Origin of the sequence: Citrobacter sp. BDA59-3 (genome assembly GCF_015167655.1) — a bacterium.
In the GTDB taxonomy this organism is placed as follows: Bacteria; Pseudomonadota; Gammaproteobacteria; order Enterobacterales; family Enterobacteriaceae; genus Phytobacter; species Phytobacter diazotrophicus.
This window is the reverse complement of sequence record NZ_CP063427.1, coordinates 75,890-90,962: the sequence shown is the minus strand read 5'-3', so window position 1 is coordinate 90,962 and position 15,073 is coordinate 75,890. Positions and strand designations below refer to the sequence as shown.

Genomic DNA, 15,073 nt, shown 5'->3' with positions numbered 1-15,073 from the left:
AACCAGTATCACTCAAATTGATTAATATAATGTTCACTATCAGAGAAAATGATTTTCATCGTATCGATCTGAATTTGTTGACGGTACTGTTTGTCCTGCAGCGGGAAGGCAGCGTGTCACGTACCGCTGAAAAACTGCATCTGGGGCAACCGGCGGTCAGTAATGCGCTGGCCAGGTTGCGTGACATGTTCGACGATCCCCTCTTTGTGCGTACCGCAGGAGGCATGGTACCGACGCCGCGTGCTGAAGCGCTTATTGCCTCAATCGGCCCCCTGATGGAACAGATGCAGTATGTTCTTTTTCAACCACCGTCATTTATCCCGGCGAAGGCAAGCCATGTGTTTCGTCTGGGGATGAGCGACTGGGTGGAGCGCTGGCTGATGCCGGAATTACAGGCATACATGACGAGCGAAGCGCCGGGAATCACCTTGCAGGTGGCAGCCAGCGATCCGTTCCGGGATGGTGAGCAAGTGATCCAAAGGGAGATAGACCTGGCGATTTCGGTTGGTCAGAGCACCGCCGCCACGTTGAGGCGTGAACATCTCCGTTCACTCAACTTTTGTACGTTCTGGCACCCCGATCAGCTTTCGCTGGAAGCACCGCTGACGGTAAATGATTACGTGGAGCATGACCACGTACTGGTTTCCTATCGCGGTGCGGCATGGAGCGCCGTCGACGAACAGTTAGCATTGCAGGGGAAATCACGAAGGGTGCGTTACGTTACGCCGCATTTTTCTTCTCTGCCGCCGCTGCTGAAACGCATACCCGCTTTAGCGACCGTCCCCTCCGGGCTGGCTGCCGACTGGATTTCCCATTACGGTTTACGCTGTAGCCCCGTTCCGGTTGAGACGCCGGAAATTGCCCTCTCGCTGCTGTGGCATAAATGCTGTGATAACGATATGCCGCTGAACTGGCTAAGAACGGTATTACACAAGGTCATAAACGCACTGCCGTAATTCACCTCGTCTTTGTACAGACTTGGTAGCCCCCCACAAAGGCCAGTGTGAGGGGCAGATCGCGCCAGAACTACAATTTCCCCAGCACACTAAACCACGCATAATCCAGCGGCAGCAGCACCAGATACGTTGCCACCGCCAGGGCAATACACAACAACATCCCCGCCCGCGCCGGCACTTTGCCTAATGCCATGGCCACTACGATCGGTGACGCCTGATACGGCAGCAGTGGTGTGGAATAGCCCAACACCTGAATCATAATCACCGACAGTAGCGGGAAGCCCGTTGCATCGGAAAAACTCTGCGCCAGCGTGGTGAAAAGCGCAGGTACACCATTCGCCGTCATAATGAAGTTGAGCGCGGTCGTGGTGCCGGTGAGCGCCAGGAAGCTGGTAAAAGGATGGGCCGGATCCAGCGGCATGATGTGCAGCAGCGCATTCCCTACCGCCGCCCCAATCCCCGTTTGCGTGACCGTAATGGCCAGCCCAAGGATCCCGGCGACATAAATACAGGTGCGGATATTTACCCCACTGGAAAACTCATCACCATTAATAAACCCAACGCGCGGCAGCAGAGTAATACAGGCGGCAGCCAGCCCCGTCCAGGCCGGGCCAATGCCGTGCCAGCTCTCCGTGACCCACATCGTTAAGACCACCGCCAGCAGCCAGGCAAGGCGCTTCTCCTCCGGGCTCATGGGTTCCGGTGGCGTAAGGTCTTTTGGCGCATGCGGCTGCCCGGGGAAAAGCCAGCAGATAAGCCCAATCAGGATGAGGCCTTTCAGAATGCCCAGCACCGGCGTATGCAGCAGCAGATACGGCAGATAGTTGAGATGAATACCGTAGGATCCTTCCGCCGCCCCGCTCATCACCAGATTGGGCACATTGGCGGGTAAAATCGTCGCCGACAACTGGAAGGTGCCAAACCCCACCGCCAGCGCAAGGCCATACCAGGAGCGCGTCCCTTCGTTGATGCCCGCACGCGCCGCCATCGCCGCCACAATTGGCATCAGCAGAGCAATACGTCCCATGTTTGACGGCATAACAAACGCCAGCGCATAGCTCAGCAATACAACGCTTGCGACCATTTGCAACCACGAATCGGTTAGCCTGGCCGACAGCGCCCGCGCGGCCCGGTCGGCCAGGCCCGTTTTCCGAATGGCGACCCCCAGGACAAAACCGCTAAATACCAGCCAGAAAGCGGAGGAGGCAAAACCGCCGAAAATGACATCCGGCGGCGCAATCTTCGCCACCATCGCGGCGGCAAAAAACAGCAGCGCCGTGATGAATTCCGGCAGCAACGAGGTAGCCCACAGCACGATAGTGAGACCAATAATAATGGAAGGCAGAAACAGAGGGTGAATAAACCAGAGCGACATACCTGTCTCCTGTAGAATTTGTCGGCAAGTCTACGGCGACAGGCTTGCCTGGTAAACGCCAAATCTGGTGGGGCTATTTCAGTATATTACATTGATGATCCTGAATTTCCTCGGCGGAACCACGGTTAAAGACGAGCAGATTACGCTCCGTTGCCAACAGCACAAAGGAGCCATCAGCCTGCTGTACCATCGCCATGCCGTAGCGCCCCATATGTTCACGCGCTGTCGGCACCTCTTCCGCCAGCATTAAGAACGGGCTTCGCTGTACCAGTTCGGCTTCCGTCACGCGGCGCGCCAGATAAGGATGCCCAAGAATGCCGCCCGGAAAGGCCAGCCACTGACTGCTGATACGCGAGGCTTGCTGATCAAGCTTCACACGCACGTCTTCGCGCAGGCAAGAAATATGGATATGGAAATGGTTCTGGGTACGTCCGACGCGAGAGTTAATTGTCAGCGACAGGGCATTATCCGGGAGTGGGGTTCCCCGCGTTTTACCCAGCACGCCGCGCGATTGCCAGGCCTGCCACAGAAAATTGGGTGTGTGGGATTTTAATAACAGCGGGCTTTCAATACCGTTGATACGGTATGTTGGCATCAGCAGATACTGTAATGGCCCGTTGCGGTCTTTAAGCAACACGTAACCACTGTCGAGATTGACCTGCGCACAGGGCGTGGGTAGATGGTTGTTCCGCTGATTCGGCACACACTGCTCAAGCACGATATGACGCAATACGTCCCGTTTACTGCTGTTCCACCAGTATTCGCCACCCACCACGGCCGCAGCCACCGCAATCAACAACGCTATGCCAAACAGGCGCACTGTTTTCATCGATCTCTCCTTACAGGGAGGAACAGGAAGCATAGCGCAGAGATCGGTTGGGATAAAACGAAAACGGCCCTGTTAAGGGCCGCTGGAAGAGTAAGGTTAGCGTTTGCTGATTTCGTCGAACTTGCCGCCGTTGGAGAAGTGCTCTTTCTGCGCTTTCGTCCAGCCGCCAAAGACATCGTCAATGGTGAACAATTTCAGTTTCGGGAATTCGTTTGCGTATTTTGCCGCCACGTCTTTGTCACGCGGACGGTAGAAGTTCTTCGCCGCTATCTCCTGCCCTTCCGGGGAGTAGAGATATTTCAGGTAAGCTTCTGCCACTTTCTGCGTGCCTTTCTTCTCGACAACTTTATCGACAACAGACACGGTTGGCTCCGCAAGAATGGATTCACTTGGCGTCACGATTTCAAACTTATCTTTGCCCAGCTCGTTCGTTGCCAGCAGCGCTTCGTTTTCCCAGGCAATCAGCACATCGCCGATACCACGTTCTACGAAGGTATTGGTCGCGCCGCGCGCACCGGAGTCCAGCACTTCGACGTTTTTATACAGCGCTTTCACGAACTCCTGCGCTTTAGCCTGATCGCCACCGTTCTGATGCAGGGCATAACCCCACGCAGCCAGGTAGTTCCAGCGTGCGCCGCCAGAGCTTTTCGGGTTCGGGGTAATGACCGACACGCCCGGTTTGATTAAATCATTCCAGTCATGAATCTGTTTTGGGTTGCCTTTACGTACCAGGAAAACGATGGTGGAGGTGTAAGGTGCGGAGTTATCCGGCAGGCGTTTGATCCAGTTTTTGTCGATGCTGCCACGCTCGGCAATCGCATCAACATCATACGCCAGCGCCAGGGTCACGACATCGGCATCAAGACCGTTGATAACCGAGGTTGCCTGTTTGCCTGAGCCGCCGTGTGACTGACGAATCGTGACGTTATCGCCCGTTTCCTGTTTCCAGTGGGCGCTGAACGCTTTGTTGTATTGCTCGTACAATTCGCGTGTTGGATCGTACGAAACGTTTAATAACTGAATATCCTTTGCCAGAACGCTGCCGGATGCCAGCAGCAAAGTTAACCCCACGCCCCATTTATTCATCGCCCACTCTCTCAGGTTATCTATTTTGATGTGCTCAGCCTGCCAGAAAGCAGACCAATGATTAAAGAATAAAAAAAGATTGGCTATAACTTTAGGAAATAACAGAAGGTAAAGAAACGCCCTCTCAGGGGAGGGCGTTTAAGGTAATCAGTACAGTTTCTTAGCGCAGTCCAGCCAGTCGCCTTTGAACGGACGCTTCATGTTCTCGATAGCGTCGATGATGTCATGATGAACCATCTTCTCGTTCTGGATACCGACACAACGGCCACCGTGGCCCTGTAGCAGCAGTTCAATTGCGTATGCGCCCATGCGGGAAGCGAGAATACGGTCGTAAGGAACCGGGGAACCGCCGCGTTGAATATGACCCAGAACGGTCGCACGGGTTTCGCGCTGCGTTTCGGCTTCGATATATTTTGCCAGTTCATCGATATCACAGATGTGCTCAGTGATCGCCACGATCGCGTGTTTTTTACCTTTCGCAATGCCCGCTTTGATTTCAGCGACCAGATCTTCGCGGCTGAATTCAACTTCCGGCAGAACGATAAATTCGCAACCACCAGCAATAGCCGCCGCCAGCGTCAGGTCGCCACAGTAGCGGCCCATCACTTCAACGATGGAAATACGCTGGTGAGAAGAAGAGGTGTCACGCAGACGGTCGATAGCTTCTACCACGGTATGCAGCGCGGTGAAGTAACCGATGGTATAGTCAGTACCGGCAACATCGTTGTCGATAGTGCCTGGCAGGCCGATGCATGGAAAGCCCATTTCTGTCAGACGTTTCGCCCCCATATAGGAACCGTCACCGCCGATAACGACCAGCGCATCAATGCCGCGCTTTTTCATGTTCTCAATAGCCACGGCGCGGACATGTTCTTCACGGAATTCCGGGAAACGGGCAGAACCAAGGAATGTACCGCCACGGTTAATCATGTCAGACACGCTATAGCGGTCGAGTTGAATCATGCGGTCTTCGTACAGGCCGAGATAACCATCGTAAATACCCGCTACTTCCAGACCTTCAGTCAATGCTGCACGGACCACGCCACGAATTGCTGCGTTCATGCCCGGCGCATCACCGCCACTTGTCAACACACCGATTTTCTTAATCATGACTACCTCTGAACTTAGGAATGCAAAAATAATGTTCTGTTGGCCAAAAAACTCCGCGAGGGAGTAAACATCTATGCTGCAATATTATATCAACTGCCGCTTGCTGAATTGATTCAGGTCAGACCATATGGCGGTAATTTATACACAAAAATCGGGTCTGACTCACTTCTTTTACAACGAAATACGACAGCCTTAATCCGCTTATCGTCCTTGAGGTACTACTGAGCAGGGATCCTGGTGAATAATCACATCCGATCCCGGAAAACGTTGGAGAATGGCCTGCTCCACATGTTCAGCCACAATATGCGCCTGAACCAGTGGAAGGTTATCGTCCATTTCCAAATGTATTTGAATAAAGCGGGTCGGCCCTGACTGCCGCGTGCGAAGATCGTGCGCGCCGCTTACGCCTGGCCAGGAAGTGACAATATCGAAAATTTCCTGCCGTTCGGCATCGGGTAATGCCCGATCCAGTAAAGACTGAACCGCGTCATAACCCATATGCAGCGCGCTGTACAAAATATATCCGCCAATCCCCAGTGCGAAGAGGGCATCCGCCCGATGCCAGCCGTACCATGACAGCCCCAGGGCGATGAGAATTGCACCGTTCATCATAACATCAGACTGATAATGAAGCATATCTGCCCGCACCGCCTGGCTTTGAGTTTTTCGCACAACCCAACGCTGAAAAGTGACGAGTATCACAGTACAGACCAACGCGATCACCGTCACCACAACCCCAATACCGGGCGCACGCATCGGTTCAGGGTTCGCCAGATGCTGAATACCGGTTAAAAACAGAAATAATGCTGAACCTGAAATAAACATGCTTTGTGCCAGCGCCGCCAGCGATTCTGCTTTCCCGTGTCCAAAAGTATGCTCGTCGTCCGCAGGCTGCAGTGAGTAGCGCACCACCAGCAAATTAGTCAGCGATGCGGCAATATCCACCAGCGAGTCCACCAGTGCGGCCAGGATACTAACCGACCCGGTGTACCACCATGCAAAAATTTTAATGACCAATAATGACGATGCCATGATCGTCGCAGCGATAGCTGCGCGACTGACCAGGCGCCCATAAGATTCAATCATAAATGCTCCCACGCTTTTCTGTGCGTAGTATAACGAAAGGCAACTCAATCGGAGGAAAATCAGGTGGCTGAATTCGGAGCAAAAAAAACCCCCTCATCATGAGGGGGAAGACAGGGATGGTGTCTATGGCAAGGAAAACAGGGTTCATTACTACTGACTACTGGGAACGCTGGGTGCTACTACTCAATACTCTCAACGGTGAACTTTGCTGCATCTGCGTCATTTCACGCAGTTGAATCATCCGTTGCTGATGTTTCTGGTTCAAAACCGCTTGCTGATCAGGAGTGAGCAGGTGATACATCTGGTTGCGGACTTTCGCCATTTCAACCTGACGACTTATCTGCTCCTGCGCCATTTTCTCGGCCTGAACGCGCACAGCGTTTTCATCAAAATTTTCTGCGGTGACAAGGCGATGCATTGTCTCCATTTCGCTAACATTAACAGGGGGCCTGTCGTGCCTTGCCTGCTGCATTAGATCTCGCATCTGTTGACGCTGATGTTCGGTTAAATGTATGCCGTCGAACATATGGCTCTGACTGGAACGCTGCGCGAATCCCTCAGTCGGGTGCCAGTTATCGCCTGTTACGACTTCAGCAGCCTGGCTAAAAGCACTTAGCGCCAGTGTTGAGGCCATGACGGCAGCGGTAACTTTGCGCATCATTTGCTCCCAAAAACTTTCTATGTCGCGAATCAACGATAATGAGTCTACGATTCAGGCTGCAAACATGCGTCAGGGGGTGTAAAACAACGTAAAGTCATGGATTAGCGAGCCTTGATGACGTAATTTCTGCCTCGGAGGTATTTAAACAATGAATAAAATTCTTTTAGTAGATGATGACCGAGAGCTTACATCCCTGTTAAAAGAGCTGCTCGACATGGAAGGTTTTAACGTACTGGTTGCCCACGACGGGGAACAGGCGCTCAACCTCCTTGATGACAGCATCGATTTGCTTTTGCTCGACGTCATGATGCCGAAGAAAAACGGTATTGATACCCTTAAAGAGCTACGCCAGACACACCAGACTCCCGTCATTATGTTGACTGCACGAGGCAGCGAACTGGATCGCGTACTCGGCCTTGAGCTGGGCGCGGACGACTATCTGCCAAAACCGTTTAACGACCGCGAACTGGTCGCGCGTATCCGTGCGATTTTGCGCCGTTCCCACTGGAGCGAACAGCAGCAAAATACGGACAACGGTTCGCCGACGCTGGAAGTCGACGGTCTGAGCCTCAACCCAGGTCGTCAGGAAGCCAGTTTCGATGGTCAATCGCTGGAGCTGACCGGTACCGAATTCACCCTGCTCTATCTGCTGGCACAGCATTTGGGCCAGGTGGTTTCCCGTGAACATTTAAGCCAGGAAGTGCTGGGTAAACGCTTAACGCCGTTTGACCGCGCGATTGATATGCACATCTCTAACCTGCGCCGTAAGTTACCGGACCGCAAAGATGGTCATCCGTGGTTTAAAACCTTACGAGGCCGGGGCTACTTGATGGTATCCGCTTCATGATAGGAAGTTTGACCGCCCGCATCTTCGCCATTTTCTGGTTAACGCTGGCACTGGTGCTGATGCTGGTCCTGATGGTTCCAAAGCTTGATTCCCGCCAGATGACGGAGTTGCTTGATAGCGAACAACGTCAGGGCGTGATGATTGAACAGCACGTTGAAGCGGAACTGGCCAATGATCCACCCAACGATTTGATGTGGTGGCGCAGGCTGTTTCGCGCAATCGACAAATGGGCCCCTCCGGGGCAACGTTTGTTGCTGGTGACCAGCGAAGGGCGCGTGATTGGCGCCGAACGCAATGAAATGCAGATTATCCGCAACTTTATTGGTCAGGCGGATAACTCAGATCACCCGCAAAAGAAAAAATATGGTCGGGTAGAGCTGGTAGGGCCTTTTTCCGTTCGCGACGGTGAGGACAATTACCAGCTCTATCTTATTCGACCTGCAAGTAGTTCTCAGTCTGACTTTATCAACCTGCTGTTTGACCGCCCTCTCCTGTTGCTGATTGTCACAATGCTTATCAGCTCGCCGCTGCTGCTGTGGCTGGCGTGGAGCCTGGCAAAACCCGCGCGTAAGCTGAAAAACGCGGCAGATGAAGTGGCACAGGGCAACTTGCGACAGCATCCTGAGCTGGAAGCCGGGCCGCAAGAATTCCTCGCTGCGGGCACCAGTTTTAACCAGATGGTCATGGCGCTGGAGCGCATGATGACCGCCCAGCAACGGCTCCTGTCCGATATTTCCCACGAACTACGGACACCGTTAACGCGGCTACAGCTCGGCACCGCGCTGTTGCGTCGTCGCAGCGGCGAGAGCAAAGAGCTGGAGCGTATCGAAACGGAAGCACAGCGACTGGACAGTATGATCAACGACCTGTTGGTCATGTCGCGTAATCAGCAGAAAAACGCGCTGGTCAGTGAAACGGTCAAAGCTAATCAGTTGTGGAATGAGGTGCTCGATAACGCCGCGTTCGAAGCGGAACAGATGGGTAAATCCCTGACGGTGAATTTCCCGCCTGGCCCGTGGCCGCTGTACGGCAACCCGAATGCACTGGAAAGCGCGCTGGAAAATATCGTGCGTAACGCCCTGCGTTATTCGCACACCAAAATTGAAGTGAGTTTCTCGGTCGATAAAGACGGCATCACCATTAACGTGGACGATGACGGCCCGGGCGTCAGCCCGGAGGACCGCGAGCAAATCTTCCGCCCGTTCTACCGTACCGATGAAGCGCGCGATCGCGCATCAGGCGGGACAGGTTTAGGGCTGGCAATTGTTGAAACCGCTATGCAGCAGCATCGCGGTTGGGTGAAAGCCGACGACAGCCCGCTCGGCGGTTTACGCTTGACGTTATGGATCCCGCTGTATAAACGCGCCTGAGCATTTCCCCTCGCCTTACCGGGCGGGGGGATACTGCTACTTACCCCGCAAACGCCGGGCGTTGTCTTCGATTTTCCCGCTACTTCGCCGATTTTGCATCGTCCTTGTCCAACTGGCCGAAAGCCCGGCGGCGGACATCAGCCGACGATATTGCTCATCATCAAACGGCATATGCCAGGCGATTGCAGCGGCATCGAGGACGCTCACATCGCTGTTACGTGATACCAGTTCCAGCGGCGCATCGGCGCTCACTTTACCGCCTGTAATAACCCGATAAAGCCAGCCAACACGCCCACTCGCCTGCATCTGCGAAGACATGTCGCTGATGGAGAAGTGAAAGTTAAGTTTGAAACAGGGCGAGCGCGGCTGCGTCACCTGAATGAGCGCATTTCCCCAACGAAAAATATCGCCAATAAAGACATTTCTTTCCGTCAACCCTTCGGTCGAGAGGTTCTCGCCAAATGCCGGGGCGAAGAAAAGCGCCGCCTGTTCGGGAAACGTCGTCTTCCAGTGAGCGTAGTGTTCGCGGGGATAATGACAAAGCGCCCGGTCCGGGCCGCCGTGGTAGGACGTCTCCGCCTGCTCATCACCGACTAACCCCAGATCCGTTAACATCAACTCTCCTTCCACCTGCAACTTGGCAATTGCGCTGGGTCTGCTGTCCTTATAATCCTTTATTTTTCCTGTAAAAACATTCACCGGATGCTGCATTTCCTCTCTCCCGGGCTCACCCATCATCGGCGTATTAGACCACACTTTTTAGCAATAAATCGTGCAGAAATGCGACACCGATACGCCTGCGTTTTATATGAACGTGCTATGAATTAACAGAAGTGAAACCAATTTCATATTCAAGGAGACAGTGACGTGAAATAAAATGAATTTTATGGCGTCTGGTGCCCGTCCATTACGCCCATGACACCTGCCGGTAAAATCGACCTGAACGGATTGGAACAGCATATTTCACGCCTGACCGACGCCAGAATTGACGTGGTGTTGCTGATGGGCAGTATCGGCGAATTTGCCTCTTTCACCCTTGATGAACGGCTCATGCTTATCCGCGAAGTGCGCGGTATGACTCCCGGCACCCTGGTCGCGAACGTTTCCTCGACATGCCTGAATGATGTGGAGTGGATGGCGGATGAAGCCTTCCGCACGGGCTACGATGCCGTTATGGTGCTGCCCCCTTATTACTATGGGCAAACGTCTGCACAACTGCTGAGCTACTTCCGCCACCTGGGGCAACGGCTGAGCGGCAAATGGTTTGCCTATAATTTCCCGGCCAGGACTGGCTGCGATCTGACGCCGGAAATCGTCGCCACCCTGGCAGCGGAATTCCCACACTTTGCTGGCATAAAAGACACGGTCGATTGCCAGTCGCATACGCGCAATATCATTCTGGCAACCGAGAAAATCCGTGATGATTTCGCCGTGCTGTCGGGGTATGACGAATACTTCATCCCCAATCTTCTCGCAGGCGGCGCGGGGGTTATCTCTGGCCTCAATAACGTAATGCCGGAACTGTTTGTCAGGGCCCGGGATGCGTGGAAGCAAAACGATTTGGCTACGCTACATGAAGCCCAACGCGAGACAGGCAAATTCATGTCGATTTACACGATTGGCGAGGATTTCGTTACCACTATCAAAACCGTAGTGGCACGGAAATTTGGCTATTGCGGTGCAACGTCCCGCAATTTTGGCGGCGAACTCACGCCAGCACAATGTGCGAAGGTTGATGAGGTTTTCGGTATCGGCCATTAAAAAACCGGCCTGAAAAGGCCGGTTTCTCTTTTAAACCGCAGCGCTATTTTACCGCACCGCGCAAATCTGCTACCGCAGCATGCCCTTTTACTTTTCGTGACCAGAGAGAAGTCAGAATTGGCACCAGAATAGAGGTCACAATCACCGATGTCGCCACCAGCGCGGTCGCGGCAGGCGCCATTGCTTTAAACTCTGGCACCATCTCGGCAATCAATACCGGTGTGGCCACCGCCGCACCGGCGGAGCTGGAGGCAGCAAGCCCAGCGGTACCGTCCCCGCCACCCAGGACTTTATCGGCAATAATCAATGGGATGCCGGTAATCACAATCACCGCCAGCCCAAGCAGAATTCCGAGCAGGCCGGTCTGGGCGATAACGCTGAGATCGATAGTGTTCCCAAGCGCAAAGGCAAAGAAGGGGATCAGCGTCTGCACCGCGCGGGTAAAAAATTCCCGTAATTCGGGGTCGAGGTTACCCAACCCGAAGCCAATCAGGAAGGGCAGCACCGCGCCGACAAATACGTGCGGTTCAAAAGAAGCGATACCCGCCGTTCCCAGAATCACCATCGTCATCAGCGGGCCAGACTCAAGGGACATCAACACAAACGCCCCGGCCTCTTCCTTGGTGCCGTACTGTTGCATGATGGAGGCGTACAGACCGCCATTGGTCATGTCCATCGAAGCCACCAGCGCCAGCGTCGACAGCCCGGCAAAGAAGCCCGCCTCTACACCGTGAGCAGGAATCAAATGCGAGGTTACCGCCGCAACCACCCAGGCCACCGCGATTTTGGTCACCACCAGCGTGCCCGACTTACGCAGCACCGTCCCGGTCGCGCTGAGCTTAATCGACGCGCCCATGCAGAAAAACCACACCGCCAGAATCGGTACGGTGCCGGTGATCATGCCATTCGTGAAGGAGCCAAAGTACTTCCCGGCCCCCGGTGAAAACGTATGGCACAGCGCCCCAAGAAACAGAGGAACCAGCATCATCCCACCCGGGATTTTTTCAATTGCACGTTTGATTTGCATATCGCCACCTGTAAAAACAGTGAGTTTTGTGCGCCATCACGCCCCTCTGAGCGGGCGTTTCCAGCGCTGATGGCAAAATGTTAGAGCGTCGTCACACTCAGAAAAGTGATCCCCCATACAAAATCAAAACAATATTTCATTTTTATTGGATATATGTTTCTTTTGATTTCAGGGACTGACCAACAGACATAAAAAAGCCCCCGCTGACGATGCCAGCAGGGGCCTGGTTTGCCCGTAAGAACGGGCTAAATGAAATTATTTCTTCGCAGCAAAACGTGCCGCCGCTTCATCCCAGTTCACCACGTTCCAGAACTCTTTGATGTAGTCCGGGCGGCGGTTCTGGAATTTCAGGTAGTAAGCGTGTTCCCACACGTCCAGCCCCACGATCGGGAAGCCGGATGCGCCGGAAATCGCTTCACCCATCAGCGGGGAGTCCTGGTTAGCAGTAGACACCACAGCCAGTTTGTCGCCTTTCAGCACCAGCCACGCCCAGCCAGAACCAAAGCGGGTAGCCGCTGCTTTTTCGAATTCAGCTTTGAAGTTGTCAACGGAACCGAAGTCACGTTCGATAGCCGCTTTCAGGTCGCCCTGCAGGGTGGTGCCTTTTTTCAGGCCTTTCCAGAAGAAGCTGTGGTTAGCATGGCCGCCCGCGTTGTTACGCAGTACGGTTTTTTTGTCAGCCGGCAGTTGGTCCAGTTTGGTGATCAGCTCTTCAGCAGACAGACTGGCGAATTCTGGCAGGCTTTCCAGCGCTGCGTTCGCATTGTTTACATAAGTCTGGTGGTGTTTAGTGTGATGGATTTCCATCGTCTGCTTGTCGAAATGAGGTTCAAGTGCATCGTACGCGTAAGGCAGGGATGGCAGTGTATAGCTCATACTAATCTCCATTATTGTCGGGCGGCAGGTATGTTAACGCCGCGTAATCAGTTGGTTCATTATAGTTAGTTAAATGATATTGAAAATGTTTATCAATGCCGTAGTTTTAATATGGTTATAACATTCTGTTATGAACCCGTGCCGACGAGAGGGATAGCGCAACGACGGACGAAAAAAATCGCCCAACACTACACACAAATGAAGTGACTGGTTAACTGGCCATCATAAAAACGGTGGAGCATCAAAGCGGGGGATCAGTGGCTGGCAATGGGCCGGTGTACGTGTCCTGTGTTATTGCAGAACAGGACCTTCCTAAGCCGCTTCGTTACGACGCTGTCGCCACTGGCTGGGCGTCATGCCGGTTTCGCGGGTAAAAACGACCGAGAAATAGTTACTGTCTTCAAAGCCGCAGCGCGTAGACACTTCACCAATCAGCAATTCCGTGTGCTGCAACAGATACTGTGCATGGCAAATACGCAACTGACGCAGGTAATTATTGATGGTCATTCCGGTTTGCGCGCGAAATTGTTGGCGCAGCGCACGCTCACTGCACTGCTCCTGATCGCAGAAACGCTCCAGCATGAAAGTGCGATTAAGGCTGCCCGTAAGCGCGGTAATCAACTTATCAAGCAGGGCTTCGCTATGGGTGGCGGCCAGGTTGTCGACCGCAAAACGATGGCGTGTGAGCGTCATCACCAGTTGGGCGAAGAGCACCTCGGCCATATTGTTTGCCAGCGCATCGGCTTTGGTGCTCTCTTGCTCCAGTTGTGTGATGACCTGTCTTGCCTGGGCCATGCCGGTGCTCCCCAGACGCCAGTGCGGCGTCCACTCTTCGCCGCTCAGCCCTGGAATATGCCCCGCCCAGTCGAGATTAAGGGTCAGACGGTCCGGACAGTAGATGATATTTTGCAGCACCAAATCGTTGACGGAGGCGTAGGAGTGTTTGTCTTCCGCGCGGATATAAAACAGATCGCCACGGGTAATGCGGTAGGGACGGTCATTGAGGATATGCAAACCGTTGCCGCGCCAGACCAGCACCAGTTCGCAAAACTCGTGAGTATGTTCGGCAAATACATTTTGCGGATAGCGGTCCGCCACCGCCACCGCCTGCCCCGCCCGGGGGAAAAAATCCGCTTTACGAAGAATTAACTGGCTTCCCACAACATCACCTCGGCCGAAGACAACCGATAACTATTAGCTGATTCTCGGCGAAAAATCGGTGATAGCCTTCTCGTTACCGCTATTGCAGTTGCACATCGCGCCCCTGGCGAATATCGCGCGGGGACCAGTCGAATTCCCGGCGAAAAAGGGTAGAAAAGTGGTTACTGTCGCCGAAACCGCAGCGAAAGGCGATATCGGTAACGCTATCATCGCTGTGGCGCAGCATATGGCGCGCCTTAATCAGACGCAGCCGGTTGAGATAACGCTGCGGCGTCAGGCCGGTATATTGCTTTAGTTGACGGTGCAATGTGCGCAGCGACAGGGTGAACTGATCCGCCAGCGACTCCCAGCAGACCTCTTCGGCAAAGTGATCTTCAAGCCAGGAGATCAACTGATTGAGGCGCGCATCATTACTCATCGCTCCTTCCGCCAGGCTGCTTTTACGCAGCAGAACCAGCAACTGCATAAACAGGATTTCACGGTTGGCTGCGGTCGCCATGTCCATCTCCTCACCCACTGCTTCCATCTGGCCGATGATCTCACGTACCTGTTGCAGTACGCACTGGTTGACGCGCCAGTGCGACGGATAGTGCCCGTCTTGCTCCTGCGGCAGCAGCGCGTTCAACCCCGCCAGAAACGTAAACGCATCCGGCGAACGATAGAGCACATTGGTCAGGCACAGATTATCAGTATGTTCATATAGGTGTCTGTCGTGGTCGCGGACAAAGCAGACGGTTCCCCCACTGATGGTATAGGACTGCCCATTAAAAACATGGATGCCGGTACCGTGTTCAACAATCACAATTTCGTGAAAATCATGATGATGTTCAGGAAACGCAGCCTGTGGCAGACGCGGCTCAATAGCGACAGGCGTTGTGCCAGAAGGAAAGAAATCCACGCTGTGTAATACGGTCATGATTGCCTCACA

At 53.7% G+C, this 15,073-nt stretch carries 14 protein-coding genes and 1 pseudogene; 4 read left to right on the top strand and 11 right to left on the bottom strand.

Going from position 1 to position 15,073, the window contains the following annotated elements; translation table 11 throughout:
- Window positions 1-29 precede the first annotated feature (29 nt).
- Window positions 30-956, top strand: a complete 927-nt coding sequence (locus IP582_RS00440) for a LysR family transcriptional regulator (protein WP_193794793.1) — start codon at window positions 30-32, stop codon at window positions 954-956.
- Window positions 957-1,026: 70 nt separating this feature from the next.
- On the opposite strand, the gene IP582_RS00435 is transcribed toward IP582_RS00440, so the two are convergent.
- From IP582_RS00435 to cpxP, 6 genes are all read right to left on the bottom strand, one after another.
- Window positions 1,027-2,331, bottom strand: coding sequence for an SLC13 family permease (locus IP582_RS00435; protein ID WP_193794792.1), 1,305 nt, complete (start codon window positions 2,329-2,331; stop codon window positions 1,027-1,029).
- Between the two features lie 73 nt (window positions 2,332-2,404).
- Complete coding sequence (gene cdh / locus IP582_RS00430; RefSeq protein ID WP_193794791.1) at window positions 2,405-3,160, bottom strand: CDP-diacylglycerol diphosphatase; 756 nt, start codon at window positions 3,158-3,160, stop codon at window positions 2,405-2,407.
- A gap of 96 nt (window positions 3,161-3,256) precedes the next feature.
- Complete coding sequence (locus tag IP582_RS00425; RefSeq protein WP_039077313.1) at window positions 3,257-4,246, bottom strand: sulfate ABC transporter substrate-binding protein; 990 nt, start codon at window positions 4,244-4,246, stop codon at window positions 3,257-3,259.
- 147 nt (window positions 4,247-4,393) lie between these two features.
- Window positions 4,394-5,356, bottom strand: coding sequence for a 6-phosphofructokinase (pfkA, locus tag IP582_RS00420; protein WP_039077314.1), 963 nt, complete (start codon window positions 5,354-5,356; stop codon window positions 4,394-4,396).
- Between the two features lie 201 nt (window positions 5,357-5,557).
- Window positions 5,558-6,442, bottom strand: coding sequence for a CDF family cation-efflux transporter FieF (gene fieF / locus IP582_RS00415; RefSeq protein WP_039077315.1), 885 nt, complete (start codon window positions 6,440-6,442; stop codon window positions 5,558-5,560).
- Between the two features lie 157 nt (window positions 6,443-6,599).
- Window positions 6,600-7,100: a cell-envelope stress modulator CpxP gene (gene cpxP, locus IP582_RS00410; RefSeq protein ID WP_193796161.1), complete on the bottom strand. Its 501-nt coding sequence runs from the start codon at window positions 7,098-7,100 to the stop codon at window positions 6,600-6,602.
- Window positions 7,101-7,251: 151 nt separating this feature from the next.
- Here cpxP and cpxR point away from each other — a divergent pair, with 151 nt between their 5' ends.
- Window positions 7,252-7,950, top strand: coding sequence for an envelope stress response regulator transcription factor CpxR (gene cpxR / locus IP582_RS00405; protein WP_039077316.1), 699 nt, complete (start codon window positions 7,252-7,254; stop codon window positions 7,948-7,950).
- A complete protein-coding gene (gene cpxA, locus IP582_RS00400) occupies window positions 7,947-9,320 on the top strand; it encodes an envelope stress sensor histidine kinase CpxA (RefSeq protein ID WP_039077317.1) in 1,374 nt (457 codons plus the stop codon). The genes cpxR and cpxA overlap by 4 nt, the downstream gene beginning before the upstream one ends.
- 36 nt (window positions 9,321-9,356) lie before the next feature.
- On the opposite strand, the gene yiiM is transcribed toward cpxA, so the two are convergent.
- A complete protein-coding gene (yiiM, locus tag IP582_RS00395) occupies window positions 9,357-10,031 on the bottom strand; it encodes a 6-hydroxyaminopurine reductase (protein ID WP_193794790.1) in 675 nt (224 codons plus the stop codon).
- A gap of 165 nt (window positions 10,032-10,196) precedes the next feature.
- On the opposite strand from yiiM, the pseudogene IP582_RS00390 reads away from it, so the two are divergent.
- Window positions 10,197-11,081: pseudogene (locus IP582_RS00390) on the top strand (dihydrodipicolinate synthase family protein); the annotation flags it as partial.
- 43 nt (window positions 11,082-11,124) lie between these two features.
- Here IP582_RS00390 and kdgT read toward each other — a convergent pair.
- The 4 genes from kdgT to rhaS all read right to left on the bottom strand — a co-directional run bounded on the left by kdgT (window position 11,125) and on the right by rhaS (window position 15,061).
- Window positions 11,125-12,108: a 2-keto-3-deoxygluconate transporter gene (gene kdgT, locus IP582_RS00385; protein WP_039077320.1), complete on the bottom strand. Its 984-nt coding sequence runs from the start codon at window positions 12,106-12,108 to the stop codon at window positions 11,125-11,127.
- Window positions 12,109-12,363: 255 nt separating this feature from the next.
- A complete protein-coding gene (sodA, locus tag IP582_RS00380; RefSeq protein ID WP_039077321.1) occupies window positions 12,364-12,984 on the bottom strand; it encodes a superoxide dismutase [Mn] in 621 nt (206 codons plus the stop codon).
- A gap of 312 nt (window positions 12,985-13,296) precedes the next feature.
- On the bottom strand, window positions 13,297-14,145 hold the full coding sequence (rhaR, locus tag IP582_RS00375; RefSeq protein WP_039077322.1) for an HTH-type transcriptional activator RhaR: 849 nt from the start codon (window positions 14,143-14,145) through the stop codon (window positions 13,297-13,299).
- A gap of 79 nt (window positions 14,146-14,224) precedes the next feature.
- Entirely contained in the window at window positions 14,225-15,061 is an 837-nt protein-coding gene (gene rhaS, locus IP582_RS00370; RefSeq protein ID WP_039077323.1) for an HTH-type transcriptional activator RhaS, read from the bottom strand.
- Between the last annotated feature and the right edge of the window lie 12 nt (window positions 15,062-15,073).

What these genes read in the sequence shown, in the direction of transcription:
- IP582_RS00440 (WP_193794793.1), top strand. Translation starts at nt 30, where the DNA reads ATGTTCACTATCAGAGAAAATGATTTTCATCGTATCGATCTGAATTTG.
- IP582_RS00435 (WP_193794792.1), bottom strand. Translation starts at nt 2,331, where the DNA reads ATGTCGCTCTGGTTTATTCACCCTCTGTTTCTGCCTTCCATTATTATT.
- cdh (WP_193794791.1), bottom strand. Translation starts at nt 3,160, where the DNA reads ATGAAAACAGTGCGCCTGTTTGGCATAGCGTTGTTGATTGCGGTGGCT.
- IP582_RS00425 (WP_039077313.1), bottom strand. Translation starts at nt 4,246, where the DNA reads ATGAATAAATGGGGCGTGGGGTTAACTTTGCTGCTGGCATCCGGCAGC.
- pfkA (WP_039077314.1), bottom strand. Translation starts at nt 5,356, where the DNA reads ATGATTAAGAAAATCGGTGTGTTGACAAGTGGCGGTGATGCGCCGGGC.
- fieF (WP_039077315.1), bottom strand. Translation starts at nt 6,442, where the DNA reads ATGATTGAATCTTATGGGCGCCTGGTCAGTCGCGCAGCTATCGCTGCG.
- cpxP (WP_193796161.1), bottom strand. Translation starts at nt 7,100, where the DNA reads ATGCGCAAAGTTACCGCTGCCGTCATGGCCTCAACACTGGCGCTAAGT.
- cpxR (WP_039077316.1), top strand. Translation starts at nt 7,252, where the DNA reads ATGAATAAAATTCTTTTAGTAGATGATGACCGAGAGCTTACATCCCTG.
- cpxA (WP_039077317.1), top strand. Translation starts at nt 7,947, where the DNA reads ATGATAGGAAGTTTGACCGCCCGCATCTTCGCCATTTTCTGGTTAACG.
- yiiM (WP_193794790.1), bottom strand. Translation starts at nt 10,031, where the DNA reads ATGCAGCATCCGGTGAATGTTTTTACAGGAAAAATAAAGGATTATAAG.
- kdgT (WP_039077320.1), bottom strand. Translation starts at nt 12,108, where the DNA reads ATGCAAATCAAACGTGCAATTGAAAAAATCCCGGGTGGGATGATGCTG.
- sodA (WP_039077321.1), bottom strand. Translation starts at nt 12,984, where the DNA reads ATGAGCTATACACTGCCATCCCTGCCTTACGCGTACGATGCACTTGAA.
- rhaS (WP_039077323.1), bottom strand. Translation starts at nt 15,061, where the DNA reads ATGACCGTATTACACAGCGTGGATTTCTTTCCTTCTGGCACAACGCCT.